General features: G+C 72.0%; 21 protein-coding genes. 7 read left to right on the top strand and 14 right to left on the bottom strand.

All coding sequences use genetic code 11. The features are described from left to right. Positions 1 to 83 precede the first annotated feature (83 nt). Positions 84 to 542, top strand: a complete 459-nt coding sequence (locus ACIPYT_RS07125; protein WP_401072034.1) for an adenylyltransferase/cytidyltransferase family protein — start codon at positions 84 to 86, stop codon at positions 540 to 542. Positions 543 to 630: 88 nt separating this feature from the next. On the opposite strand, the gene ACIPYT_RS07120 is transcribed toward ACIPYT_RS07125, so the two are convergent. Next, on the bottom strand, positions 631 to 1,020 hold the full coding sequence (locus ACIPYT_RS07120; protein ID WP_401072032.1) for an SIP domain-containing protein: 390 nt from the start codon (positions 1,018 to 1,020) through the stop codon (positions 631 to 633). Positions 1,021 to 1,110: 90 nt separating this feature from the next. On the opposite strand from ACIPYT_RS07120, the gene ACIPYT_RS07115 reads away from it, so the two are divergent. Genes ACIPYT_RS07115 through ACIPYT_RS07105 form a run of 3 tightly spaced genes read left to right on the top strand, consistent with a single transcriptional unit; the run spans position 1,111 to position 4,622 of the window. Continuing rightward, a complete protein-coding gene (locus ACIPYT_RS07115) occupies positions 1,111 to 1,374 on the top strand; it encodes a glutaredoxin family protein (protein ID WP_401072030.1) in 264 nt (87 codons plus the stop codon). Between the two features lie 34 nt (positions 1,375 to 1,408). After that, on the top strand, positions 1,409 to 2,815 hold the full coding sequence (locus ACIPYT_RS07110) for an MFS transporter (RefSeq protein ID WP_401072028.1): 1,407 nt from the start codon (positions 1,409 to 1,411) through the stop codon (positions 2,813 to 2,815). A gap of 28 nt (positions 2,816 to 2,843) precedes the next feature. Then, positions 2,844 to 4,622 (top strand): aldehyde dehydrogenase family protein, encoded by a 1,779-nt coding sequence (locus ACIPYT_RS07105; protein ID WP_401072026.1) that lies wholly within the window; start codon positions 2,844 to 2,846, stop codon positions 4,620 to 4,622. A 28-nt stretch (positions 4,623 to 4,650) separates the two neighbouring features. On the opposite strand, the gene pip is transcribed toward ACIPYT_RS07105, so the two are convergent. Then, positions 4,651 to 5,619 carry a prolyl aminopeptidase gene (gene pip / locus ACIPYT_RS07100; RefSeq protein WP_401072024.1) on the bottom strand — a complete coding sequence of 323 codons (969 nt, stop codon included), beginning with the start codon at positions 5,617 to 5,619 and terminating at the stop codon, positions 4,651 to 4,653. A gap of 48 nt (positions 5,620 to 5,667) precedes the next feature. Here pip and ACIPYT_RS07095 point away from each other — a divergent pair, with 48 nt between their 5' ends. Beyond that, positions 5,668 to 6,297, top strand: coding sequence for a hypothetical protein (locus ACIPYT_RS07095; protein ID WP_401072022.1), 630 nt, complete (start codon positions 5,668 to 5,670; stop codon positions 6,295 to 6,297). Between the two features lie 18 nt (positions 6,298 to 6,315). Here the strand turns inward: ACIPYT_RS07095 and ACIPYT_RS07090 are convergent, their stop codons facing one another. Then, positions 6,316 to 7,194: a neutral zinc metallopeptidase gene (locus tag ACIPYT_RS07090; protein ID WP_401072020.1), complete on the bottom strand. Its 879-nt coding sequence runs from the start codon at positions 7,192 to 7,194 to the stop codon at positions 6,316 to 6,318. A 63-nt stretch (positions 7,195 to 7,257) separates the two neighbouring features. Here ACIPYT_RS07090 and ACIPYT_RS07085 point away from each other — a divergent pair, with 63 nt between their 5' ends. Further along, positions 7,258 to 8,247 (top strand): malate dehydrogenase, encoded by a 990-nt coding sequence (locus tag ACIPYT_RS07085; protein WP_401072018.1) that lies wholly within the window; start codon positions 7,258 to 7,260, stop codon positions 8,245 to 8,247. A gap of 52 nt (positions 8,248 to 8,299) precedes the next feature. Beyond that, a complete protein-coding gene (locus ACIPYT_RS07080; protein WP_401072016.1) occupies positions 8,300 to 8,770 on the top strand; it encodes a recombinase family protein in 471 nt (156 codons plus the stop codon). A gap of 6 nt (positions 8,771 to 8,776) precedes the next feature. Here the strand turns inward: ACIPYT_RS07080 and ACIPYT_RS07075 are convergent, their stop codons facing one another. The 11 genes from ACIPYT_RS07075 to ACIPYT_RS07025 all read right to left on the bottom strand — a co-directional run bounded on the left by ACIPYT_RS07075 (position 8,777) and on the right by ACIPYT_RS07025 (position 22,591). Continuing rightward, positions 8,777 to 9,247, bottom strand: coding sequence for a TY-Chap domain-containing protein (locus tag ACIPYT_RS07075; RefSeq protein WP_401072014.1), 471 nt, complete (start codon positions 9,245 to 9,247; stop codon positions 8,777 to 8,779). Positions 9,248 to 9,250: 3 nt separating this feature from the next. After that, on the bottom strand, positions 9,251 to 9,733 hold the full coding sequence (locus ACIPYT_RS07070; RefSeq protein ID WP_401072012.1) for a DUF6301 family protein: 483 nt from the start codon (positions 9,731 to 9,733) through the stop codon (positions 9,251 to 9,253). A gap of 35 nt (positions 9,734 to 9,768) precedes the next feature. Continuing rightward, entirely contained in the window at positions 9,769 to 10,671 is a 903-nt protein-coding gene (locus ACIPYT_RS07065) for a hypothetical protein (RefSeq protein WP_401072010.1), read from the bottom strand. Further along, complete coding sequence (locus tag ACIPYT_RS07060) at positions 10,668 to 11,099, bottom strand: hypothetical protein (RefSeq protein ID WP_401072007.1); 432 nt, start codon at positions 11,097 to 11,099, stop codon at positions 10,668 to 10,670. The genes ACIPYT_RS07065 and ACIPYT_RS07060 overlap by 4 nt, the downstream gene beginning before the upstream one ends. Continuing rightward, positions 11,096 to 15,232: a hypothetical protein gene (locus ACIPYT_RS07055; protein ID WP_401072005.1), complete on the bottom strand. Its 4,137-nt coding sequence runs from the start codon at positions 15,230 to 15,232 to the stop codon at positions 11,096 to 11,098. Before ACIPYT_RS07055 ends, ACIPYT_RS07060 begins: the two co-directional genes overlap by 4 nt. A 4-nt stretch (positions 15,233 to 15,236) precedes the next feature. Next, positions 15,237 to 15,575: a hypothetical protein gene (locus tag ACIPYT_RS07050; protein WP_401072003.1), complete on the bottom strand. Its 339-nt coding sequence runs from the start codon at positions 15,573 to 15,575 to the stop codon at positions 15,237 to 15,239. Then, positions 15,572 to 16,009, bottom strand: coding sequence for a WXG100 family type VII secretion target (locus ACIPYT_RS07045; protein WP_401072001.1), 438 nt, complete (start codon positions 16,007 to 16,009; stop codon positions 15,572 to 15,574). Before ACIPYT_RS07045 ends, ACIPYT_RS07050 begins: the two co-directional genes overlap by 4 nt. Before the next feature lie 52 nt (positions 16,010 to 16,061). Beyond that, positions 16,062 to 16,355, bottom strand: a complete 294-nt coding sequence (locus ACIPYT_RS07040; RefSeq protein WP_050723320.1) for a WXG100 family type VII secretion target — start codon at positions 16,353 to 16,355, stop codon at positions 16,062 to 16,064. Positions 16,356 to 16,465: 110 nt separating this feature from the next. Further along, positions 16,466 to 17,113, bottom strand: coding sequence for an FHA domain-containing protein (locus ACIPYT_RS07035; protein ID WP_401071999.1), 648 nt, complete (start codon positions 17,111 to 17,113; stop codon positions 16,466 to 16,468). A gap of 112 nt (positions 17,114 to 17,225) precedes the next feature. Beyond that, the gene (locus tag ACIPYT_RS07030; RefSeq protein ID WP_401071997.1) at positions 17,226 to 21,563 is read right to left on the bottom strand and encodes an FtsK/SpoIIIE domain-containing protein; all 4,338 of its coding nucleotides are present in this window, start codon (positions 21,561 to 21,563) and stop codon (positions 17,226 to 17,228) included. Then, positions 21,560 to 22,591 carry a hypothetical protein gene (locus tag ACIPYT_RS07025; protein WP_401071995.1) on the bottom strand — a complete coding sequence of 344 codons (1,032 nt, stop codon included), beginning with the start codon at positions 22,589 to 22,591 and terminating at the stop codon, positions 21,560 to 21,562. The genes ACIPYT_RS07030 and ACIPYT_RS07025 overlap by 4 nt, the downstream gene beginning before the upstream one ends. Between the last annotated feature and the right edge of the window lie 60 nt (positions 22,592 to 22,651).

Genomic DNA, 22,651 nt, shown 5'->3' with positions numbered 1-22,651 from the left:
GCTAGACTGCCCGAATGCGGCTGTGGGAGTCGCTGAGCGGATGGGGATCCGCTCTCTGGGGAACTACTTGATCTGGGGAGATCATGCAGCGCATCGGCTATGCCGTTGGTGCCTTCGACTTGTTTCACGTCGGGCATCTGAACCTTCTTCGTCACGCCAAGCAGCAGTGCGACATCCTGATCGCCGGGGTCGTCAGCGACGAGATGCTGCGTCAGGTGAAGGGCATCGAGCCCGTCATCCCGACAGCGGAGCGCGTCGAGATCGTCAAGCACATCTCGTTCGTCGACGATGTGTACGTCGAGACCACGCCGTCGAAGATGGACTCGTGGAACGACGTGCACTTCACGCACTTCTTCAAGGGCGACGACTGGCGCGGCACCGACAAGGGTCTGCGCCTCGAGCGCGAGTTCGCCCAGGTCGGCGTCGAGGTCGTCTACTTCCCGTACACCGCGCACACCTCGAGCTCGTCGCTGCGACGCGCTCTCGATGCGATCTCCTCCGGGGCCACCGCCGCAGCGGCACCCGCACTCGCGGCCCGCTGACCCGCCGAGCCGCGCACGGTCCGCCCCGAAACGGGCCGTGCGCCGGCGGGGCGCCCTCAGCCGCAGACCGCGGGAGGTCGCCGAACGGTCAGAGCGCGACGCCGAGCAGGCTGCGCGCCATGCGGGCGACGTGCGGCGGGGTGTGCGCACCGAGCCAGACCGTCCACTGCGCCGGCGGCTCCGAGCACGTCCACTCCACGCACCAGGAGTGCACGGCGTTCGCGAGCCGCTCGCCCTTGGCGTGCTGACGCACGCCGTCGCCGCGCAGCAGCCACCGCACCGAGACACCCTCCGGGACGTCGATGTGGCGGAACTGGATGCGCGCAGCGGCCTCGACGAGGATCACGCCCTCGGCGTCCCAGGGCAGCCGGGCCGCGATGCCGGCGATCACCGCGACGTCCGCCGCATCCCCCGCGACGAGGAACGCCCCCTGGATGTTCTCCCAGTCCGGATCCACGAGATGCTCGCACGCGCTCATGCCGATCAGTATAGGTAAGGCTTGCCTTACTCATCAACCTCCGTGTCGTGATCCGGCGCCGGAGCCCTCGACTCGCCGTACCCTGGAAGCATGACCTCTCCCGCAGATTCCGCGATCACGATGTTCGGCGCCGACTGGTGCCGCGACTGCATCCGCACCAAGAAGCAGCTCGACGAACTCGGCGTCGAGTACACCTACGTCGACCTCGTGGCCGACCCCTCGGCTGCCGACGTCGCGAAGGAGATCTCGGGCCGTACGAACATCCCGGTCGTGCTGTACCCCGACTCCTCGCACCACGTCGAGCCGTCCAACGCCGACGTCGAGGCCAAGCTCCGCGAGCTCTCGCTCATCTGACGCCTAGGCTCCGCGCCGCCGCTACACTGGCGCGATGAGCACCGCGGCTCGGCCCGACAGGGCGACCTCCCGCCTTCCCGCGCGCACGATCGCCCTCTACGCGGTCGGCTCGCTCGGCACGGGCGGGTACGCCACGTTGCCGGGCCTGGTGCTCACGTACTTCCTCACCGACAACCTCGGCGTCGCGGCCCTCGCCGCCGGGCTCATCGTCACTCTCGCGAAGATCTGGGACGTGGTGATCGACCCGGTGATCGGGGCCGCCTCCGACCGGCAGCTCGCGCGCACCGGATCCCGTCGCGGCTTCATGGTGATCGGCGCGCTCTCGCTGCCGCTGTTCTTCGCACTGACGTTCGCGGTGCCGCCGTCGTGGGGCCCGGCCGCCGGCGCGACGTGCGTGCTGCTCGCGTTCCTCGCCACCGCCACCGCGTTCAGCCTGTTCCAGGTGCCGTACGTCGCGCTCCCGGCCGAGCTGACCGACAGCTACGACGAGCGCACGCGACTGCTCGGCTGGCGCGTCATCGTCCTGACCGCCGCCATCCTGTTGTTCGGCGCCGGCGGACCCGAGCTCCGCGGCGCCGGGCCCGACCAGGTCACCGGATACCTCGTGATGGGCGTCGTCGCCGGCATCGTGATCGGCGCCGGGATGCTCGTCGCGGCGAGGACGGCGGATGCCGCGGCGCGGCGCACCCCGGCATCCGCACCGTCGCCCGTCGCTCGAGCGTCGGTCGGCCATGCCCCCTGCCTCCGCGCCCAGTACGCGGACGCCATCCGGACGCTGCGCGGCAGTCAGCCGTTCCGGGCGCTGTTGTCGACCTTCCTGCTGCAGGCTCTCGCGACGGGCACCATGCTCGCCGCCGCCCAGTACGTCGCGACCTGGGTGCTGCGCGCCGAAGGAGCGGTGACCTTCCTGTTCGCGGCGCTGGTGGGCCCGGCGCTCGTGGCGACGCCGCTCTGGACGCTCATCGCCCGCCGAGTCGGCAAGGAGCGCGCGTTCGCGGCCGCCGGGGCGCTGTTCCTGATCGCGTCGGCGACGATCATCGGCGCGGCATGGGCACCGGGCGCCTGGATCCACGCATCCGTGGCCGTCGCCGGCGTCGCCTACGCGGGCCTGCAGTGCCTGCCCATGGCCATGCTGCCCGACGTGATCTCGCACGATCGACGTGCGAACGGGCCCGGCCGCGCGGGCAGCTTCACCGGCATCTGGACCGCGGGCGAGACGATCGGGTTCGCCCTGGGCGCGTCGGTCGTGTCGCTGACCCTCGCCGCCACCGGGTACGTGTCGACCGTCGCGGGCACCACGACGACCCAGCCACCCGCCGCCGTGGTCGGGATCGTGCTGAGCTTCAGCATCCTGCCCGCGGTTCTCATGGCGGCGAGCCTGCTGACGCTGCGCGGCTACCGGCTTCGCCGCGCAGACATCGATCAGGAACCCGCGGCTTAAGCTGGAGACCCGTCCGAAGGAGACGCCGATGACTTCTGCGACCACCCGTTCCGCGCCCGCGAAGGCCTCGGCGAAGCCGCGCACGACCGCGCCGTCGATCGATGAGGCGGAGCGGGCTCGGCTGGACGACGCGATCGCCGACCTCGGCACAGGCGCCGCGACGTGGGCCGCCCTGACGCTTGCCCAGCGGATCACGCTGCTGCGCGCCGTCCGCACGAACGTCGCCGCCGCGGCCGAGGACTGGGCCGTCACGGCCGCGGCGTCGAAGGGTCTGGACGCCCGGCATCCGCTCCGGGGCGAGGAGTGGCTGAGCGGACCGTACGCCGTGCTCGGTTACCTCGACGCGTCGATCGAGACGCTGTCGCGGCTCGCCGCAGGACGCAATCCGCTCGACGACGTGCGCATCGATCGCGCGCCCGGCGGACGCACCCGCGTGCACGCCTTCCCGCTCACCGGCATCGACCGCTTCCTGCTCTCGGGCTTCACCGGCGAGGTCTGGCTCGAGCCCGGGGTCACACCGAACGACGCCAGGGCGGCAGCCGGCCTCGCGCAGCGCACGCCGACCGCATCCGGCGGGGTCGGGCTCGTGCTCGGCGCGGGCAACGTCACCTCCATCCCGGTGCTCGACGTGCTGTACGAACTGCTCGCGCACAACCGCACGGCGCTGCTCAAGGTCAACCCGACCCAGGATGCTCTCGTGCCGGTGTTCACGCGCGCGCTCGCCCCGCTCATCGGCCCCGGGTTCCTGCGCATCGTGCGCGGCGGCCCGGCTGTCGGCGCCTACCTCACCGGGCATCGCGACCTCGTGCACGTGCACATCACCGGATCCGCGGCGACCTTCGACGCGATCGTGTGGGGCACCGGCTCCGCCGCGACCCGACGACGCCGGGAGGACCGACCGCAGCTGAAGAAGCCGATCACGGCCGAGCTCGGCGGGGTCTCGCCGATCATCGTCGTGCCCGGCCGGTGGACCGAAGCCGACCTCGCGTACCAGGCCGAGCACATCGCGACCATGCGCCTACAGAACGGCGGCCACAACTGCATCGCAGGCCAGGTCGTGATCCTGTCGGAGGACTGGGATCAGGCCGACGCCTTCCGTGCCGCTCTCCGCCGGGCGTACGCGAACGCGCCCGAGCGGCCGATCTGGTACCCCGGATCGACGTCGCGCATGGAGTTCGCGAGCGACGCGTATCCCGACGCCCTCGTGCTCGGCGACCGGATGCTGGTCGACATCGGTGCGGGTGACGACGCGAGCGCGCTCGAGAACACGGAATACTTCTCGCCCGTGCTCGGCATCGTGGGCCTGCCCGGCACCGGCCAGGAGTTCCTCGACGCGGCCGTGGCCCATGCGAACGACGCGCTGCAGGGCACGCTCGGCGCCAACCTCCTGATCGACCCGGCGACCGAGAAGGCGCTGGGCGCCGGATTCGAGCGTGCGATCACCGCCCTGCGCTACGGATCGATCGCGATCAACGGGTGGACCGCCTTCGCCTTCCTCACGCCCACGCTGTCGTGGGGCGCGTTCCCCGGGAACACGATCCAGGACGTCGGGAGCGGCATCGGCGTCGTGCACAACGCCCTGCTTCTCGACCGCGTGGAGCGCTCGGTGCTGCGCGGGCCGTTCCGCCCCCTCCCGCGCGCCCTCCCGGTCGTGAACGGCGGCGGGCGCTTCACGATCCTCCCCACGCCGCCCTGGTTCGTCTCGGCGCGCACGGGGGCGGCCGTGAGCGAGGGGCTCACGCGCTTCCGCGCCGACGGCGGAGTGCTCGGCCTCGTGAAGACGCTCGCCCGGGCGCTGCGCGCCTGACGCCCTCGACGCTCAGCCGGTGGCGTGCTCAGCCGGCGAAGCGGTCGGTCGCCGCCCGGAGTGCGCTCTGGATGCCGGGCTCCGCCGCCGAGTGACCCGCGTCGTCGACCACGACGAACTCGGCCTCGGGCCACTCGCGATGCAGATCCCACGCGGTCATCATCGGCGTGCACACGTCATGGCGCCCCTGCACGATGACGGCGGGGATGTGGCGGATGCGTGCGACCTCGTCGATCAGCTGCCCCTCGCGCCACCACCCGCCGTGCACGAAGAAGTGGTTCTCGATGCGGGCGAAGGCCGTGGCCGTGCGCGGATCGGACATCGCGGCGATCTGCGCGGCGTCGGATCGCAGTGTCACGGTCGACGCCTCCCAGCGCGACCACGCGACGGCTGCGGGCTCATGCACCGCGGGGTCGGCGTCGAAGAGTCGACGGTGGTACGCGTGGATCATGTGCGAGCGCTCCAGCACCGGGATCGGCGCGAGGAACTCCTCCCACAGGTCGGGGAACAGCGCGGCGGCGCCGCCCTCGTAGAACCACTCCAGTTCGGCGCGACGGAGCGTGAAGATGCCGCGCAGAACGAGCTCGGTGACGGCATCCGGGTGCGCCTGCGCGTACGCGAGCGCGAGTCCGCTCCCCCACGACCCGCCGAAGACCTGCCACGCGGCGATGCCGAGGTTGCGGCGCAGCAGCTCGATGTCGGCGATCAGGTGCGCGGTCGTGATGTGGCGGAGATCCGCGTCGGGAGCGCTCGCGTGCGGGGTGCTTCGCCCGCATCCGCGCTGGTCGAACAGCACGATGCGGTAGCGCTCCGGATCGAAGAACCGGCGCTGCCAGGGCGAGGTGCCGCTGCCGGGACCACCGTGCAGGAACACCACGGGCTTGCCCTCCGGGTTGCCGCTGACCTCCCAGTAGACGCGATGGCCGTCGCCGACCAGCAGCTCGCCGCTGTCGTACGGCTCGATCGGCGGATACAGCGCATCCAGGTTCATCGTCATCGGCCCCCTGGTCGAAGCATTACCTCGACTCCACGCTAGCGTGGACGGATGAGTTTCACCCCCCTGCGGTCGAAGTCGCGGAACCTCTACGCGTGGTTCGCCACACGTCCCGACCTGTTCGTCTCGGAGCGCTCGCCGCGCAAGACGACGGGGTGGGCGATCGTCGCTGGGAGCATGGCCGTCGTGGCGCTGCTCGTGTACCTGAATCCGGACGCGACGGTGGAGATGCTCGGCGGACGCATCCGCGGCGGACTCGCGATCGCGGGCGCCTTCGCCCTGCCGCCCATCATCATCGTCGTGAGCGTGATCATGATCTTCGTCGGAGCACGGCGATGGCGGGTGAAGGGCGGCGGCGTGCTGCTGAACCCGGTGATCCACGGGTTCAGCGCGCGATTCCCTGTGGACCGCGCGATCACCGCCCTGCGCGAGGGCAGTGCCGACAGCGCGGGTGTGATCGCCGCTCTCGCCGCTCTGCAGAAGGATGCCGGAGACGAACGCCTGCTCACGATCTGGTCGTCGGATGCCGACCGCGCGATGTACATCGGCGTGCTGCGCGTCGACGGCAACGTGCAGTGGCTCGACAGCGAGCCGATCACGCTCGACCCCGACCGCTACTTCGACGCCAAGAAGCACGACCTCGCCGCGACGCTCGGCAAGACGAGCATCACCGACGTCTGAGTCGGGAGATGTGTCCAGTCAGAGGCGGTCGCCGGCGAGGGTGAGCGGCTGCGCGCAGACGTCGAGCCCGTTCTGGTAACCGCTCGCGAACCAGTACTTCCGCTGCTCGCTCGTGCCGTGGGTGAAGCTCTCGGGGTTCACGAACCCGGACTGCTCCTGGATGTGGTCGTCGCCGACCGTGTACGCGGCGTTGACGGCATCCTGCAGTTGCGACTCGGTCGGCTTCTCGAGGTACGGGACGCCGTTGGCATCCTCCTGCTCGGTCATCTGCCCTATCCACGCCCCGGCGTAGCAGTCGGCCTGCAGCTCGATGCGCACGCCGTTGCTGTCGGGACCGGTGCCGTTGTTCGGGTACTGCGTCATGACACCCGTGATGTTCTGGATGTGGTGACCCCATTCGTGCCCGACGATGTACAGCTGCGCGAGGTTGCCCGCCGACGCCCCGAACTGCTGCTGCATGAGCTGGAAGAAGGTGGGGTCGATGTAGACGGTCTCGTCGGGCGGGCAGTAGAACGGGCCGACCTGGTTCGAGGCCGTGCCGCAGGCGGTCGACGTGGCGCCGTCGACGATCGTGAACCCGGGCGCGCGGTAGTTCTCGACGTTCTCGCCCCAGTACTGGTCGAGCGCGAGCTGAGAGCTCGCGACGCGGCAGTCGACGCTCTCGTTCGCGTCCTCGCCCGTGAGGCAGTTCTCGATCACGCTGCCCTCGGCGGGCTCCGTGCCTCCGCCCCCTCCTCCGCCCCCGAGCAGACCGGTGAGGTCGACGCCGAGCAGCGGACCCGCGATCAGAGCGATGATGCCCAGGATGCCGACGCCGCCGGCGCCGGCGATGACGGCGCCGCGGCCTTTGCGACGGGCGGTGCTGCCGGAGACGTCGGCGTCGGGATTGAAGGTCATGCCATGAGAGTACTCCGGCCCGACGCCTGCCCCCGAGCAGGGGATGCGACGTAGGCTCGACGCATGACGACCACGATCACCATCACCGGCGCGGGCGGACAGATCGGCTACGCGCTGCTGTTCCGCATCGCCGCAGGAGATCTGCTCGGCGCCGACGAGAAGGTGCGGCTGCGGCTGCTGGAGATCCCGCAGGGGCTGGGCGCGGCAGAGGGCGCCGCGCTGGAACTGCAGGACGGCGCCTTCGGTCTGCTCGACCACGTCGAGGTGACGGATGACGCGGGCGTGGCCTTCGAGGGCTGCGACCTCGCCCTGCTCGTGGGCGCGCGGCCGCGCGGACCGGGCATGGAGCGCGGCGACCTCCTCGCGGCGAACGGCGGCATCTTCGGGCCGCAGGGCTCCGCGATCGCCGCGAACGCCGCACCGGGCGTGCGTGTCACGGTGGTCGGCAACCCCGCGAACACGAACGCGCTGATCGCCGCGGCATCCGCTGACGGCGTTCCCGCCGAGCGGTTCACCGCCCTCACCCGCCTCGACGAGAACCGCGCGCGGGCACAGCTCGCGCAGACCCTCGCGGTGCCGGTCGACACCGTGCGCCGCGTGCCGATCTGGGGCAATCACTCCGCGACGCAGTTCCCCGATGTGTCGCACGCGACCGTCGCCGGCAGGCCCGTCGCCGACGCGCTCGAGGCCATCGTGGGCGACGTGCCGACCTGGCTCGACGACACGTTCATCCCGCGAGTCGCGAAGCGCGGCGCCGAGATCATCGAGGTGCGCGGCTCGTCGTCGGTCGCCTCGGCCGCCAACGCGGCGCTCGACCACGTGCGCGACTGGGTGCACGGCACCGACGACTGGACGTCGGCCGGCGTCGTCTCTCGCGGCGAGTACGGAGTGCCGGAGGGACTCGTGTGCTCATTCCCCGTGCGTGCCGTCGACGGCGCCTGGCAGGTCGTGGAGGGACTCGACGTGAGCGAGCGGGCGCGCGTTCGCATCGACGCCTCGGTCGCCGAGCTCGTGGAGGAACGCGACGCGGTCCGCGCCCTCGGACTGCTCTGATCGGTCACCGTTCGCGGCGCTTTCAGGGCAGAATGGATGCCGGAGGTGCGCGATGAGCGAGACGACAGAACCCACGACTGCGACGGCGTCCGTCGATGAGGCCCTGACCAGCCCGCTGCATCTGCCGCACGCCGCGGCCGAGTGCCCGAAGTGCTTCACCGAGCTGCAGCAGAACCGCGACTTCTGGCTCGCCCGCCCCGACGGCTCACGCCTCGTGGGCCTGGTGGTATCGCGTGACGACATGCCCTCGGTGGTCGAGCAGCGCGACGACCTCACCCGCTTCGGCGTGCCGATCGAGGGATTCCGGCATCCGGCCCCCGACATCCTGGAGAGCTGGAACGACCGCCTCGCTCGACTCATCGCGACGCTCAACAAGGGCGATGTGCTCGTCGTCGCCACGATCCGCGCCCTGGGCCGCGATGCCGACGAGGGTGCCCGCACGGTGGCGGAGCTGCGTCGTCACGGCATCATGGTCAAGGTGCTGAACCACAACGCCCGGCACCTCGCCGACGCGGCGCGCTGACGCGCCTCAGTTCGCAGGCAGGCCGAGCATCGGCAGATCGAGTGCGTCTTCGCCGCGGTCGAGTCGCGCGATGCTCTCCTCCGACCAGGTCTCTCCGGCCGGGATGAGTTCGGCGTCGCGCCAGGCGCGGTAGGCGAGCTCATCAGGGCTCTCGATGCCGTACGCGTCGCGGAGCGCCGCGACGCACCGCTGCGCGAGCGCCCGGTACTCGTCGGTCAGCGCGGGGCGCGGCAGGGAAGACGACCAGTTCGGCTGTGCCGGCCCGGGCGGGGTCCATCCGGTGTCGACGAGCACGGACTCGCGTGCACCGCTCACCACGTCGATCGACGGGGCCTCGGCGTCGAGACGGCCCGGCTGTCCGGCGAACTGCACGTACCGCGTCGGGTCGCCCTCCGAGGCGATGATGAGGAACACCCGATCCGCGACCTGCCGCAACGCGGCGGTCAGCCCGTCGCCGAAATCCTCCCAGGTGGCCATCGCTCAGCGCCCCAGCCTGCGCTCGATCGCGACACCCTGCGGCGTCTCGAACATCCCGCGGATGCCCGCGTCGGAGAGCGAGATCGAGATCCGGGCGCCGTCGGCGGTGCTCCAGATCGCGGACGACGTGCCCGCAGCGTCGCGATGCTCCGGTGCACCCCAGCGCGTCGTGCCCTCGCGCACGATCAGCGCGAACGCATCGCCCATCTCGGCGGACTCCTGCGCCGAGGGAGCCGCGATCTCGTCGGAGAGATGGAGGCTCACGTAGTTGAGGTGGCGGCGCGCGCCGATCGTCGAGACGTCGGGCACGGTGAACCCCGAGACCGTGTTCATCAGATACGACTTGCCGCCGTCGACCTCGGTCGTCCATCCGAGTCGCTCGACCGCGAGGCGCTGTGCCTCGTCACGTGTGAGAGGCCAGGACAGGCCCGCCCAGAAGTCCATGAGGTCGCACGCCTCGGCGGGAGTCATCGCTTTCCAGCTCATGTAAGAACCCTATCCATCGGTGGTGACGGTCGACGTCACTCGGCGGCGGTCGTCGCCCCGGTCGGCACGGGGAAGTCGGTCTGCTCCTCGCCGAGACTCGTCACCTCGGTGAGCTCGACGACGCCCTCGTAGACCCCGGCATCCGACTTCGTGAGTCCGAGCGACTCGGCGTCGATCGCATCGTGGCCGAGGAAGACGATGTGCCCGCGATCGCCGGCCTCGCCGCGCTCGACCCCGACGAGCTGCACGCGGCGGTTGCGCCAGCGCCCGACCACCCGGACCGCGAAGAGACGGTCGACCTCGGTCGAGGCGACGGCCCGCCACCAGATGCCGCGCGCCGACCGCTGCATGCCGGGTCGCTCGTCGGGGGCGCAGAGGATGACGGTGCCGTCGGGCAGCACGTCGGCCAGCAGACGCTCTCCGCCGGACTCGGCCCAGACGCCGACCAGCTCGGGCGAGCGCACGGCGACGGCGGGGAGTCCGAAGTCGGGCCGAACCGACACCCAGCCCTCGGCGACGTTCGCGTACCCCGCGAGGATCTCCTCGCGACCGTCGGCGTGCGTGCGCCACATGCTCGTACCCGCGGGCAGCGCGCTCGGCGCGAGCCACCAGTACGGCACCATGGCCGACGCGCTCTCGACGAAGCCGGTGCCGCTGGTCGGAGCATGATCGCGGAACGGCGGCACGACGTCGGCGGTGCCGGGGGCGGCGAGCGCGAGGTACGGCGCCGACGGGATGCGCAGGGTGTCGAGATAGGGCGCCTCGGCCGTGAACGGCGAACCGGGGAAGCCGAGACCGAGCTCGGCGAACAGCGCGGCCGGCGTCGTCGCGGCGACGACGTCATCCCGGCGCACGACGTAGCCGGCGACCCATCCGAGCCCCTGACTCAGCCAGGCGCGTCCTCGCGCGGGCGTCACGGCCTTGATGAGTTCGGTCATCGTCTTCCTCCGGAGTCGGAACGCAGCCAGGGCGCAGGCACCGGCGTGCGCGTCGCCGTGATGCGCAGCTCCCGGTCGTTCTCGGAGACGAGCTTCACCCACTCGTCGCGCTCAAAGCTATCAAACCCGTTGTCGCGCGCCCGTGGATCCTTCGTGATCGCCATGACGCGGCCCTGATTGCTCGGGGAGATCGTCACCGGGATCTTCCGATACGTCCCCGAGTGCGACAACCGGAAGCAGTCGAGCTTCTCCCCCGGGGCGATCCTGCGCTCGTACCGCGCACCGCCGCGCTTGGTGGCCGCCGCCTTCTCGAACCCCGGCGTCGCGGACTCGGTCTGCAGCACCCACCCGCCGCCGCGGCTCACGAGGGCGTACTCGACGCCCTTGAGTCGCGCATAGAGTCCCGGGGCCTGCACGGCGTCGCTCACGCTCCGAAGCGGGGCGGGAGGAAGCCGTGGCCCGGGATGTAGATGCCCATCAGGCGGGGACCGTCGGGCGTGACCGCCCACAGACGCGCACCCTCGGACAGGTTCATCCGATCGGATGCCTCGTACTCCGGCCGCCACACGTCGTCGCGGTTGAGCAGGAACCCGGAGCCGGCGAACGGCTGGTCGTACTGGGCCGTGCCACCGAACTCCGGCGACAGCGGGACGCCGAGGAGGTCGACGTCGTCGGTCTGGAACTCGATGAAGCCGTACGAGTCGGCGCCCGGAGCGGTGTACGGGTTCGTGCCGCCGTTGTTCGGCACGTAGTCGAGGCGCGCATCCGCCACGACCTGGTCGAGACCGGCCCAGGGGTTCAGGTCGCTCGCGCGGGCGACGAAGCCGCCGACCTGCGGACCGTACTGGCCGTACAGGTACTTGTTCACGTCGTCGAACGGCACGACCTTGACCATGCGGGTCTCCGGCGTCGGAGCGTCGATGAGACCGCGCAGCTCGAGGAGCTGGGCGCGCTGATCCGGCGAGAGCTGCGATGCCGGCGTGTGCCGCAGGTCGTGCAGATCCTGCGTCGAGAGTCCGTGGGCATCCGCGAAATCGCGGATGATCTGGTCGGAGCTGCGATCGGGACCGCCGCCGTCTCCGGTGCCGTCGGCCGGGTCGACAGGATCGCCGCCGTCGGTCGTGCCGGCGTCCGCCGCAGGGGTGGAATCGGCAGCAGCGGCGTCGTTCGCATCCGCCGCGGGCGTCGCATCCGCGGCGGGCGTCGCATCCGCAGCCGGGGTCGCGTCCGCAGCCGGCGTCGCATCCGCAGCCGGCGTCGCATCCGCAGCCGGCGTCGCATCCGCCGCGGGCGTCGCATCCGCGGCGGGCGTCGCATCCGCAGCCGGGGTCGCGTCCGCAGCAGGGGCGGCCGGGGCGTCGGTGGACGGACCGACGTGCGGCGCACCCGCTCCTGTGCCCGGACGCACCGGAGCATCCGGCGCGGCACCGGCGTGCGGAGTGGTGTGCGTTCCACCGCTCGGCCCGTACGGCGGAGTCGGCGACGTGTCGGAACCGGGCACACGGACCTGGCTGCGATCGATCTCGAACTCGGTCACGCGCACCGACCCGTCGGGGCGTGCCTCGACGAGCTCGTAGCGCACGTCCAGCTCGCCGTTGCGGATCGCCTCGGCGACACGGGGGTCGGCGGTGGCCGCATAGCGCTCGAGCTCCGCCTGCAGACGCGGATCGCGAGCGGCGATGTCGTTCAGGTACGCGGTCGTCCCCTGCTCGGCACGCACACCGTCGACGGTGCGGAACCCGAGCGACGAGTTGCCGCCCTTCGCCTCGTACACGTGCAGAGTGGGCGGAGTGCCGTCGGAGATCGTCACGTGGTCGAAGCGTCCGGACGATGCCCCGCCCGCGCCGATCAGCGTCGTCTCGCCTCGGGACGACGACAGCGCTGTGGCGGCGTTGTCACCCATCTCCTCCGAGACCTGGCGCATGTCGGCGAGCACCTCGGCACGGTCGGACACGGCTTCTCGCAGGTCATCCGCCTGGCGCTCGGTGATCGCCCCGTCACGGCGGAGCTGCTCGATCGCGGCGTCGACCTCGTGCGTGCGGCCGTTCAGCGCGTCGCCGTCGATCCCGGTCGACTCCACCAGATCGTCGATGCGCTGGCGCGTCTCCGCGGCCTCGGCGCGCAGGTCGTCGCGCTCGCGGACGTTCGCCTCGTGCTCGGTGCGTGCGTCACCGTCGAGCTCGAAGTCGGACGTCTCTCCGCGCACAGCGCGGTCGAGCGGCAGATCCGAGGTGTCGGGACGGTTCGTGTCGGTGACGAAGTGATGCGTGTCCTCGTCGTGCAGGCGACCGGCACGATCGCGGTACGTGCCCTCAGGGTCGCCCTCGATCGTGCGCCGCCCGTCGGGACGCTCGTCGTACGGACGTCCGTGTGCGTCCTGCGTCGGTCCGCCGTCGCCCCACTGCTGCGGCTGGTCGCCCGACGAGGATGCCGGGTCGGCGGGCGTGTGCGCGGCCGCGTCGTCGGCGTCCGCCCCCGCTCCGTCGGTCCCGTCCGCGTCCGCGCCGTCGGCGTCCGCCCCCGTACCATCGGCGTCCGTCCCGGTACCATCGGCGTCCGCTCCGGTGCCGTCTGCGTCGGCCGTGGGGTCGACATCGAGATCGGTGTCGGTCGGCGCCGTACTGTCGAGGTCGGCGTCGGTCGGAGTGGTCGAGTCACCGTTCGACGACGAGCTGCCGCCGTCGGTCGATGTGCCGCCGTCGGCCGGGGTGGAGGTCCCGGTCGGCGCGGAGTCGCCGCCCGTGCCCGTGCCCGTGCCAGCGGAGTCGCCCGATCCGCCACCGAGACCGGAGGAGTCGCCGCCCGTGCCCTGCGGCGCCGGGTTCGTGTCGGGCGTCGTCGTCCCGGCATCCGAGCCGGAACCGGACGACGAGGAGTCGCCCGTCGAGGTCGGCGTGGAATCCGCTGCCGGAGTGCTGTCGGGCGTCGGGCTGCTGTCGACCGGCGAGCTGTCGCCGCCGCTCGACGAGGAAGACGACGAGGAGCCGTCACCACCCGAAGAGGACGAGGAGGAGCCGCCGTCGCTGCCGCTGCCGCTGCTCTCGGGGGTCACGTTGACATCCGTCGCCGCGGGAGCGTCGCCGTGGTTCGAGGGCGCCGCTCCGCCGTCGGAACCGCCGCCGCCGATGTCGCCGCCCTGGCCGGTCGGTCCGTCGTAGTCGGTGCGCGGGCCGCCGCCGCCCGAGGCGTTCGCGGCGTCGCCGGTGCCCGAGGGGCCGTCGTAGTCGGCCACGTGCACACCGCCGCCGTCGCCGCTGCCGCCGGCAGCCGCGCCGCCGCGGCGTCCGGGCAGACGAGCGGATCCGGCCACGCCGAGCCCGGTGCCGAGAGCGATCGCCGCACCCGTGATCTCCTCGCCGCGCACGGCGAGGTCGACGACCGTGCCACCGGCGCCACCGGCGCCGTTCGCGAGCGCCTGCACCACGAAGCGCTCTCCGGCCTTGCCGAACGGCGCCACGATCGCGGCCGTCAGCGAGCTGCCGGCGAGCCCCGAGAGGAACGCCGCACCGTAGTTGGCGTTGTTGCCCTGCACGGTCTCGGCGATCACCGAGGCGCCGGTGCCGGAGACGATCTCGATACCGGCACGGGTGAGCTTGGGGAACTTGGTCGCCGCGCGGGCGAGGCCCGGGACGATGGCACGCAGCCGGGCGGCGAGCCGAGCGGCGGTCGCCGCGCACTTGGCGACGAGAGCCCCGATGCGCCCGCCGATCGCGACGATCCTGGCCGTGATCGCGGCCGCGCCGGCGACGCCGGCCGCACCGAACGTGACGAACGACAGCGCGAAGCTGAGACCGGCGCCGGCGACCACCTCGATCACCAGCTGGATGAGCATGTTCCGGGTCTCCTCGAGGGTCTCCCGGATGGTCTGCGCGTACTCGCCGCAGATGTCGTCGATCTTGCCGATGCCCTCGTCGTCGCTGAGGAAGGTCGTGAGGCCGTCGGCGAAGTCGTCGACCTTCTGCGTGATCGACGCGATCTCGCCGCTGTCGATGCCGGCGAGCGAGTTGTCGGCGAGGCGGATGTCGTTGCGGAGGCTCCGGATGTCGCTGAGGATGCCGGACCACGCGCGGCCGGCCTCCTCGAGCTTCTCGGGGTTGCCGTCGGGGAACAGCGTGCCGATGAAGTTGAGGATCTGGTCCCACACCCATACGGCCGCGCTGTCGAGGCCCTGCACCATCGTGTCCGGCGTTCCGCCGAAGGCGGAGGGCGGCGGAGCCACGCAGGACTCGGCGATGACCGGGCGCAGCACGAACGCGGCGGACGCGTCGTACACGATGCCCTCGGCGTTCGCGTTGGCCTGGGCGTGCGTGCCGCCCGAGGCCATGAGAGCACGGTCGAGGCCGCGAGAGGCGACCGCGATGTCGTAGAGCGTCTGCAGGGCTGCGCCCGCCATCGCGTCATAGGACTCGGCGAACGACTCGCCACCGGGGTCGGTGCCGGCGATGCCGCCGTATCCGGCGAGGGAGCCGCGCGCCTCGATGGCGTAGTTCAGCGCCTGCTGCGAGATCGTGTCGTAGGCGTCGGCCGCGGTCGAGTACTTCGCGGGGTCGATTCTCACCATGTCGTCACACCGCCACGGGAGCGCCGGCGCCGCCGCCACCGCCGGAGCCGCCGCCACCCCACATGGAGCCGACGGACGACTGCGCGGTCTCGTACTGCGTCGCCGCATCCCCCGCCCACGTCGCGAGGTACTCGGCGAAGGAGGTGAGGACGGTCGCGCCGACCTGCCAGGTCTGCACGCAGTTGACGAAGTCGTTGCTCGCCATGCCGCTCCACTGCGCGCTGAGCGCACCGGTCGCGCCGGACGCGTGCGCCTGCAGCTCGCCGCAGTAGCCGTGCAGCTGCTTCAGAGCCGACTCGAGTCCGCGGATGTCCGCCGTCTCGTAGGTGTGCAGGCCGCTCATGCGGTGTCTCCCTTGCTGACCCGTGCCTCGATCGTGACGTCGGCGGGCATCGCCTGCACGCCTTCGGCCTGGAAGGCCGCGGGCGCGGCCTGCGCGCCGCCGTTGCTGCCGCCGGTCGTACCGGGCATGCGGATGTTGACCGTCGACGACCGCGAGGCGGCCGTGAGCTGCGCTTCGTTGCCCTCGTAGGTGCTCTGGCCGCTCTGCAGACGCGCCGCGATGCTCATGAGCGCCTCGCGCGTGACGCCGGCGCTGCTGAGGAACGACGTCCACTCCTCGAGGAACGCGTCGGCAGCGCTGCCGGTCCAGGTCGAGCCCACGACCGCGTTCACCGCGGCCGTGACCTGCGCGAGCTGCGCATCGAACTGCGCGACCGCGCCGGTCATCGACGCCGCGGAGAACCCCAGCGCCGGCGTGGATACGTGGAACTGCACCACGAGGCATCCCCCCTCACATCAGCAGGCCCGGAGCACCGGGCGGAAAGACTTACGAACGGAAGCTGTTGCCGATGTTGTTCTCGGACTCCTCGTAGGCGAGCGCGGCCTTCGAGAGCTGGTCGCTGATGCCGTTGAGGGATTCCTTGAGCTGGATGCCGGCGGCGTCCCACTGCTCGTAGAGCTCGTTGAACGTCTGCGAGGCGGAGCCGCCCCAGTCGCCGGCGATGAGGCCCTGCACGAGCGACTTCAGGTTGCCGAGCTGCGACTCGATCGACGTCGCACCCGACGAGAGCTGGTTCGCGACGCCCGCGAGCGACTCGGAAGTTACCTTGATCTCAGCCATGTCTTACCCCCTGCTTGTGCGGCGACGCCGCGGAATAGGTCCGGGTACTTTCTAACACGCGCGAGGGTCGGGAGCCGATGGGGAGAACTCCCCATCCCTCCGCCGAGGTGTCAGGAGACGAGCAGCACGGCGTCGCCGAGCAGCAGCCGGTCGCCCGGCACGAGTGCCGAGGGCGTGCCGGCCACGAGCGCGTACTGGGTGCCGTCGCGTTCGAGCAGCGTGCCGTTCGCCGAGCCGGGGTCGGTCGCGATCACGGCGCCCGCGGCCGGGGACAGCACGAGATGAACGCGCGACATGGCCCGCGCGGGGTCGTCGAGGCGCACCGGGGTGCCCTGGTACGACGCGGCGCCGCGCTCGGGCGAGCGGCCGAAGACGAGAACCGTGTCGAGGCCGAGGCGCTGTCCGTCGGGCAACGAGACGGCGGTCGGGATGACGGGAGCGGATGCCGCGGGCTGCGGCTCCGGGGTCGCCGCGGTCGGCTCCGGGGTCGCAGGCGACGACGCGGGCGCGGCGGGCTGCGGCGTGGCCGGCGCGGGCGCGGAGGGCTGCTCGGCGGCGAGCGGCGCGGGCAGCGGCACGGGCGGCAGCGGCTCGGCGGCGCGCTGCTGCTCAGCGGGCGTCGCGGGGGCAGCGGCTCCGGCGCTGCCGGGGAACGGCGGGACGACGTTTCCCGGCATCCCGATGAGCTGCCCGCACGACGGACAGAACATGCTGTCCGGGCGCACGGCCTCGCCGCAGAAGCGGCATTGAGTGCTCATCGACTGATTCCCCCGTCTTGGTCCTGCCGTGCCGCGCGCGACGTCACGGCACCCGCGTCAGTCTATCCCCGCTGCAGGGGAGGCGAGACCGCCGGGCGCAGGCGCGCGAGCGTCACGCGGTCAGGTCGGGGACCTGCACCGGCATGTACGACCCGTCGCTGAAGAACACGCCGGTGCCGGGCGCCGCGCGCCCGATGTGCGTGCGCGCCAGCTGCACGCCGAACACCTGCGTGCCGACGATGGTCGACGGCGGCGAGAGCAGGATGCCGGTGCGGCCCTTCTTGGCCTCGGTCAGCGCGACGGTGAGCGAGGAGCCCGCGGATTCCGCGCCCACGCCGACGATGAAGCGCGCGTGCCCGCGGGCGCCTCCCAGGGCGCGGTCGAGCGGGGAGTCCCTGATCGCCTCGCTGTCGTCGACGACCACGGTGAGGGGCTGGTCGGTGGGCGCGAGCGCGGTCGCGATGTCCTCGTCGGACGAGCGCGGCGAGAGCACCGTGACGCCGTGACTCTTCGCGACCTCGGCGAGGATCGACCCCTCGCGGGCGACGATCACCATGGGGGTCTTGTGCCAGCCGAGCTGGTGCGCGAGCGCCGCGAGCGTGTGCGTCTTGCCGCTGCGGCGATCGCCGGCCACCACGAACCCGCCCACGCCCGGCCAGTCGATCGTGACGCGCGAGAGCTGGTCGCCGCCGACCGCGACGACGGGCGTCTCGGCGCCGGAGCCGCCGTGCAGCGGCAGCGAGTGCACGACGCTGAGCCCGATGCGCGAGGGCAGCGGGTCGACGCGCATGGGCTGCGGCAGCTCCGCGAGCTGCGGGAACTGGCCGAAGTGTCCGCGCACGTACTCGACGATGCCGCGGGCGGCCGCGGTCTGCGCCTCGCCTCCCGGGTCGGCCGAGAGCACCGCGATCTGCGCCTCGGTGCCGTCCGATCCGAACAGCGAGCGCCCTGGCGGCATGTTCGGTGCCAGGTCGCGGATCATGATGCCGGCGCCCCGATAGTCGTTGATGTCGCGCATGCGCAGCGCGTACTGCGTATCGATGAACGTCGAGACCTTGTCGGACGAGATCGAGCGGTCGGCAGTGAGGATGACGCGCAGACCCACCGCCGGGCCCTCGCGCAGCAGACGCATGACCTGGTCGCGGACCAGCACCATGTCGTCGGCGCTCATGGAGGCGCCGAGGCGCTCCCATCCGTCGATCACGACGATCTGGTACGGCAGGGCCTCGCGGGCGTCGACCTGGCGTCGCTGCTCGGCGATGCTGCCGACGCCGGCGCGCGCGAGCGTCGCCTGCCGCCTCGACAGGTCCATGCCGAGCCGGTCGAGCAGGCGCGGCAGGCGCGCGGCATCCTGCGGGGTCACGACCGCACCCGTGTGCGGGGCGTCCGCGAAGGGCAGCAGTGCGCCGGTGCCGTAGTCGACCGCGTAGATGTGCAGGTCGGCGGGCGTGAAGCGCTGCACGCCCTGCGCCAGCAGCGTGCGCACCGCGGTGGTGCGCCCCGAGCGGCTGCCGCCGAAGAACAGCAGGTGCGAGCCCGTGAGCACGTTCCACACCAGCGGGCGCTGGTTCTGCTTCGACGGCACGTCGACGAGGCCGAGCACGAGCCCGCCCTCGGGAGCCGACGACTCGTCGAAGCGGTCGAGCGGCAGCAGGTCGGGCAGGGGCAGCAGCCAGGGCGAGGGGCTGCGCTCGATGCCGAGGGCGGTGGCCGCCTGATTCGCGAGCTGCACGAGCCCGCGCAGATCGGTGTCGTCCTGATCGGGGCGGTGCGCGGCGGCCTCGACCGCCGGGAAGCGCGGCGGCAGGCCGACGGTCTGCCAGTCGAAGCGTGCGGCAGGCGGCAGCACGCGCGTCGTGCGCTGGTGCCCGATGCGGAGTCCCGCGACGCGGGCGGTCTGGAACGGCGCGGGGGCGGCGTCGAGGCCAGCGCGCACGTAACCGCGGCCGGGCGTGGATGCCGAGATGAGCGCCGCGTCCGGCACGCCGATGATGTCGGTCGAGTCGGCGCGGTCGGTGACGCGCAGCGCGATGCGCAGGTTGATGTTCGACTGCATCTCGGGCGTGATGACGCCCGAGGGGCGCTGGGTCGCGAGCACCAGGTTGACGCCGAGCGAACGGCCGACGCGCGCGATGCGCACGAGGCCCGTGATGAAGTCGGGCAGCTCGGTCTTCAGCTCGGCGAACTCGTCGACCACGATCATGAGGCGGGCGAGCCCCAGACGCGCCGCCGCCTCGGCATCCTTCTCCCACGCGGCGTCGACGTCTTTCGCGCCGATGTCGTCGCGCAGCACGCGCTCGCGGCGCTTGAGCTCCGCGTCGAGCGAGGCGAGGGCGCGCTCGGTCTCGCGGGCGTCGAGGTTCGTGACCATGCCGACCGTGTGGGGCAGGCGCGCGCAGTCGGCGAACGCCGAGCCGCCCTTGTAGTCGATCAGCACGAAGTTCAGCGCGTCCGGACGGTTCGCGAGCGCGAGCGAGATCACGAGCGCCTGCAGGAACTCCGACTTTCCGGAACCGGTGGTGCCGGCGACGAGCGCGTGCGGGCCGTCGGTCGCGATGTCGATCGCGTACTCGCCCTCGGCGCCCGCGCCGATCACGACGTACGACTGCCGGGGCACGACCTGCCACTGGTCGATGATGGGCTGCGGGTCGGCGAGGTCGATGCCGAGCAGCTCGGTGTAGCGCACGCTGCTGGGCACCGTGGCGTCGTCGCCGACGCCGCGCACGTGCTCGATCGAGCAGAGCGCGCGGGCGATCTCCTCGGCGTACGCCACGCTCACCTGGTCGAACAGCACGGGCGAGTGGTAGGCGTCGCCCGACTCGACGCGGCCGAGCAGCGGGTCGCCGGGATCGGCCACGACCACGGTCGTCGCCTCCTCGGGAAGACGCGAGCGGTCGGAGTCGATCGCGATCACGTGGATGCCGTAGGCGGCGCCGTGCTCGAGGATCGTGACCATGCCCGGGAGCATGCGATAGCGCCGTGCACCGTCGACCACGAGCACGATCTGCGACTCGGAGTCGAGGCGGCGGTCCTTGCCGATCCGCATGCGGATGTCGAGCAGCGTGCCGATCTCGCGGATGCGCTCGCGGCGCGTGAGGTCGGTGTTGCCGATCAGGGCCACGGGTCCGACGCCGGGCTGCGCGTGCGGCAGCCACTGCGTCCACGACCACGCGTGCTCCTGGTCACGGTCGCACAGCACGACCACCTGCAGGTCTCGCGGCGAGCGCAGGGCCACGAGCCCTGTGAGCATCGCGCGCGTGACGCCACCGGTCACGTCGGCGGGCCCTGCGACCCCGACGGGGCCGGACGCGAGGTCGACCGCGACGGGCGACGGCGAGACGCCGACGCGTCTCTCGCTGCGTCTCTCCTTCTGCGGCCCGCCTTCGAAGCGCACGTCCAGCGGCACGTCGGCGACGCCGACCCGGGCGCGCAGCGCGTCCTCCTCGCCGCGTCGACGCTCCCACAGGCGCGAGAGCGGACGCGTGACGACGTCGCGGATGTACACGGGGTCGAGGTGGTGGTACCAGCTCGTGAGGCGCTGCTGGCGCACGTGCACCGCGATGCGGCGGCGGGCGTCGTCGATCTCCTCGATCCAGTCGGCCTCGCTGCGCTCCCCCTTGCGGCGGGCGAGCTTCTTGTTGGCGAAGAACGAGCCGATCACCATGACCGGCGACGCGGCCGCCATGAGCAGCATGATCGGGCGCTGGAAGACCACGGCGAGCGTGATGCCGAGCACGACGGGCACGATGGCCGACAGCCAGGGCAGCGGCGAGGCGTCCTGCTCCTCGGGCTTGTCGCCGGGGAGCGGGATCACCGGCGGCACCTGCGAGGGGCGGATGCGCGACGGGCGGTTGAACGCCCGCGACCCGACCTCGTCGATCGTGATGTCGGCGTCGGATGCCGGGGCGACGCCGATGCGCACGACGCTGCTGCCGAGCTGCACGAGGTCGGCCGGGACGATGTCGGCCGTGCGCTCGTCGTCGGAGCCGTTCACGACCAGACGCCCGTCGGCGGCGAGCAGTTCGAGGTGCGCGGTGAGAGGGAGGGGGGAGCCGTCGGCGGCCACGCCGCCGGAGACGGTGATCGTCGCGTGCTCCTCGCCCAGGTGCGGGTCGGCGACGCGCACCTGCGCGGTCGACCCGCGGCCGATCGTCGTCGCGACGCCCGGGGTCATCGGCACGGACTCGCCGGCGAAGGGGCCGGCGACGAACTCCAGCCGGAGGGCGCCGGGGGCCAGCACGACCGGATGCCGGGACGGCACGACCACGCCGCTGCGGATGCCGGTCGCGGTGAACGCCGACGCGGGATCGGTGCCGGGCGCCAGCTCGTCGACCGGGACGTCGAGCGACTCGCCGATCTCGGAGATCGTGGTCGCCTCGTCGATCTTGACGATCCAGGACTCGGGCTGCGGTGCTCCCGGACGATCGGCGACGGTCAGCCGAAGGCTCATGATGCGGGTATCCCTTCCAGAAGCTGCGCGAGGCCGGCGAGCGGCACGACCTCGTCGGCCTGCTGCTCCTCGACCGGCGCCGAGACGAGCGAGAGCGGCGCTTCACTCTCCCACGACGGTGCGGCGAGCGCGACGTCGGCGGCGTCGGGGTCGTCGGTGATGCTGCCCCAGGCGAACCGTCCATCGTCGGCGACGACGCGGAACAGCAGCTGCGCGGGTCCTTCGCCGGTGCGCTCGACGCCGCCCTCGGCAGTGCAGCGCAGACCCACGGACTGCGGCGAGCTGCAGACGATCGAGGCGTCGCCGCCCCACACCTGCTCGACGATGTCGATGCCCTCCGCGTCGCCGAGCACGTGCAGACCGCCCATCGTGCGGGCGGGGGCGTCGACGATCGTGACGGTGAGCTCGACCGCGACCTCCTGCCCCGCGTCATCCGTGATCGTGAGCGGGACGACGGCGTCGCCGGGAGTCGTGCCGCGGATGACGAGATGCGTGGCGCTCACGCCGACGGAGAGTCCGGGAGGCGGTGTCTCGACGCGCACGGTCGCCCCGCCGTCGGCGGTGCAGGCGGCGCACGTGATCGCGAGCGCGGAGATCGGTACGAGCGCCTGCTCGCCGACCGCGATAGGCAGGTCGAGACGATCGACGCCGACCTCGGGCGCGGGCGGCGGTTCGAGGCGCACCCGGTAGTCGACCGAGATGCGGGTGGAGCCGGACACCTGCGGCACCGTGAGGATCTGCGTACCGAGAGCGGTGTCGTAGCCGGCGGACACCAGTGTCACGCTGTCTTCCGCGCACGTCACGGTGATGCCGTCGAGCGTGCCGACGCCCGCGCAGTCGATGAGCCACCCCGCGCCGGGGCGGATCTCGCTGACATCGGCGTACGACACCTCGATCGCATCGCCGGCGCCGGATGCGGTGGAGGCGGATGCCGCGACCGCCGACGTCGCGGCCGCGCCGAGGAGCAGGGCACCAGCGAGTGCGGCGAGAGCGAGAGCTCCGCGCCGGCGTCGGTGCGTCGAGGTCATGGGACTCCAGGGTCGGCGACAGGCCATGACTAGGATAGACGCGCCCGACCACGACGGAGA

Source organism: Microbacterium sp. NPDC089695 (genome assembly GCF_044749085.1).
Lineage (GTDB): Bacteria > Actinomycetota > Actinomycetes > Actinomycetales > Microbacteriaceae > Microbacterium.
The sequence above is the reverse complement of the archived record's forward strand: the minus strand, read 5'-3'. Positions and strand labels throughout refer to the sequence as shown.

What these genes read in the sequence shown, in the direction of transcription:
- ACIPYT_RS07075 (WP_401072014.1), bottom strand. Translation starts at nt 9,247, where the DNA reads ATGGCCACCTGGGAGGATTTCGGCGACGGGCTGACCGCCGCGTTGCGG.
- ACIPYT_RS07040 (WP_050723320.1), bottom strand. Translation starts at nt 16,355, where the DNA reads ATGGCTGAGATCAAGGTAACTTCCGAGTCGCTCGCGGGCGTCGCGAAC.
- ACIPYT_RS07125 (WP_401072034.1), top strand. Translation starts at nt 84, where the DNA reads ATGCAGCGCATCGGCTATGCCGTTGGTGCCTTCGACTTGTTTCACGTC.
- ACIPYT_RS07050 (WP_401072003.1), bottom strand. Translation starts at nt 15,575, where the DNA reads ATGAGCGGCCTGCACACCTACGAGACGGCGGACATCCGCGGACTCGAG.
- ACIPYT_RS07105 (WP_401072026.1), top strand. Translation starts at nt 2,844, where the DNA reads ATGACTTCTGCGACCACCCGTTCCGCGCCCGCGAAGGCCTCGGCGAAG.
- ACIPYT_RS07065 (WP_401072010.1), bottom strand. Translation starts at nt 10,671, where the DNA reads ATGACCGAACTCATCAAGGCCGTGACGCCCGCGCGAGGACGCGCCTGG.
- ACIPYT_RS07090 (WP_401072020.1), bottom strand. Translation starts at nt 7,194, where the DNA reads ATGACCTTCAATCCCGACGCCGACGTCTCCGGCAGCACCGCCCGTCGC.
- ACIPYT_RS07085 (WP_401072018.1), top strand. Translation starts at nt 7,258, where the DNA reads ATGACGACCACGATCACCATCACCGGCGCGGGCGGACAGATCGGCTAC.
- pip (WP_401072024.1), bottom strand. Translation starts at nt 5,619, where the DNA reads ATGACGATGAACCTGGATGCGCTGTATCCGCCGATCGAGCCGTACGAC.
- ACIPYT_RS07025 (WP_401071995.1), bottom strand. Translation starts at nt 22,591, where the DNA reads ATGACCTCGACGCACCGACGCCGGCGCGGAGCTCTCGCTCTCGCCGCA.
- ACIPYT_RS07120 (WP_401072032.1), bottom strand. Translation starts at nt 1,020, where the DNA reads ATGAGCGCGTGCGAGCATCTCGTGGATCCGGACTGGGAGAACATCCAG.
- ACIPYT_RS07115 (WP_401072030.1), top strand. Translation starts at nt 1,111, where the DNA reads ATGACCTCTCCCGCAGATTCCGCGATCACGATGTTCGGCGCCGACTGG.
- ACIPYT_RS07070 (WP_401072012.1), bottom strand. Translation starts at nt 9,733, where the DNA reads ATGAGCTGGAAAGCGATGACTCCCGCCGAGGCGTGCGACCTCATGGAC.
- ACIPYT_RS07035 (WP_401071999.1), bottom strand. Translation starts at nt 17,113, where the DNA reads ATGAGCACTCAATGCCGCTTCTGCGGCGAGGCCGTGCGCCCGGACAGC.
- ACIPYT_RS07080 (WP_401072016.1), top strand. Translation starts at nt 8,300, where the DNA reads ATGAGCGAGACGACAGAACCCACGACTGCGACGGCGTCCGTCGATGAG.
- ACIPYT_RS07055 (WP_401072005.1), bottom strand. Translation starts at nt 15,232, where the DNA reads ATGGTGAGAATCGACCCCGCGAAGTACTCGACCGCGGCCGACGCCTAC.
- ACIPYT_RS07030 (WP_401071997.1), bottom strand. Translation starts at nt 21,563, where the DNA reads ATGAGCCTTCGGCTGACCGTCGCCGATCGTCCGGGAGCACCGCAGCCC.
- ACIPYT_RS07095 (WP_401072022.1), top strand. Translation starts at nt 5,668, where the DNA reads ATGAGTTTCACCCCCCTGCGGTCGAAGTCGCGGAACCTCTACGCGTGG.
- ACIPYT_RS07110 (WP_401072028.1), top strand. Translation starts at nt 1,409, where the DNA reads ATGAGCACCGCGGCTCGGCCCGACAGGGCGACCTCCCGCCTTCCCGCG.